2 pseudogenes are annotated in these 1,601 nt (G+C 53.7%); one reads left to right on the top strand and one right to left on the bottom strand.

Annotated elements, in window-relative coordinates:
• Window positions 1-301: pseudogene (locus tag INT22_RS20320) on the bottom strand (hypothetical protein); the annotation flags it as partial.
• On the opposite strand from INT22_RS20320, the pseudogene INT22_RS05660 reads away from it, so the two are divergent.
• Window positions 300-1,601, top strand: a pseudogene (locus tag INT22_RS05660) (DNA-directed RNA polymerase subunit beta'); the annotation flags it as partial. The pseudogenes INT22_RS20320 and INT22_RS05660 sit on opposite strands and share 2 nt — an antisense overlap.

Raw genomic sequence — 1,601 nt, 5'->3', positions numbered from 1 at the left:
GGACAACTAGGCTGACAGAGGGGGCTTGCCAGACGTCGCAAAATGAATCTGAGCAAGCACTGAATCTGGCCGAGCCACCCGAATCGGCCGCACCAGCTAAGTTGGCTGAGCCAGCTGGCCCAATCAAGCCAGTAGAGCCAGCCGAGCCGGCCGCACCAGCCAAGTTGGCCGAGCCAACCGTCTCAACCGAGCCAGCCGCATCAGCTAAGCCCGCTGCATCAGCTGAGCCAGCCAAGCCGACCGCTACAGCCGAGCCAGGCATGCCAATCAGGCCGACTGCGTCAGCTAGTCCGGCTTCCATGAAAGATCTGGTGAAAGTCCTTAAATCGCAGTCTCAGTACGAAGAGTTTGACGCGATCAAGATTGCTCTGGCGTCGCCGGACATGATTCGCTCTTGGTCCTTCGGCGAGGTGAAAAAGCCTGAGACCATCAACTACCGTACCTTCAAGCCGGAGCGGGATGGTCTGTTCTGCGCCAAGATTTTCGGCCCGGTGAAAGACTACGAGTGTTTGTGCGGCAAATATAAGCGCATGAAACACCGCGGTATTATCTGCGAAAAGTGTGGCGTTGAAGTGACCAAGGCCGCCGTGCGCCGCGAGCGCATGGGCCACATCGAGCTGGCCTCGCCGGTCGCACACATCTGGTTTTTGAAATCACTGCCGTCGCGTATCGGTATGTTCCTCGATATGACCCTGCGTGATATCGAACGTGTATTGTATTTTGAAAGTTTCGTTGTCGTTAATCCTGGAAATACAGGGCTTGAACGTGGTCAGCTGCTCAACGATGAGCAGTATTTCGAAGCGCTGGAAGAGTTCGGTGACGACTTCGACGCCCGTATGGGTGCCGAAGCGGTTCAGGAACTGCTGAAAGATATCGATCTGGAAGAAGAGATTGATCTCCTGCGCGAAGAGATTCCGCAGACTAACTCTGAAATTAAGATCAAGAAGCTCTCCAAGCGCTTGAAGCTGCTGGAAGCCTTCTACCACTCTGGCAATGCGCCGGCGTGGATGGTGATGGAAGTGCTGCCCGTGCTGCCTCCGGACCTGCGTCCGCTGGTACCGCTGGATGGCGGCCGCTTCGCGACCTCCGATCTTAACGAGCTTTACCACCATGTGGTGAATTGTAACAACCGTCTCAAAAGACTGCTTGAATTAAATGCGCCAGATATAATAGTTAGAAATGCAAAAAAAACACTCCAAAAGAGTGTTGACGCTCTTTTGGATAATGGGGCCCTTACTGATCCAATTACCAATCAGCCTGAAGGAAACCGTGATGAAAGTTCAGGCGTTAGACCCCTTAAATCGCTTTCAGACATTATTTCTGGCAAGCAGGGTCGTTTCCGTCAAAACCTGTTAGGCAAGCGTGTTGACTACTCTGCTCATTCGGTTATTACCGTTGGCCCGACCCTGCGTCTACACCAGTGTGGTTTGCCCAAGAAAATGGCGCTTGAGCTGTTTAAGCCGTTCGTATATTCCCAACTGCTGTCCCGCGGTCTAGCTTTTACCGCAAAGGCTGCCAAGAAGATGGTTGAGTACGAGCTGCCGGAAGTGTGGGAGATTCTGGCCGACGTCGTTCGCGAGCACCCGGTACTGCTTAACCGC

Source organism: Halomonas sp. 3D7M (assembly GCF_014897885.1).
Classification (GTDB): Bacteria; Pseudomonadota; Gammaproteobacteria; order Pseudomonadales; family Halomonadaceae; genus Vreelandella.
Note: the sequence above shows the minus strand (reverse complement) of the source record. Positions and strands in the feature narration are given on the sequence as shown.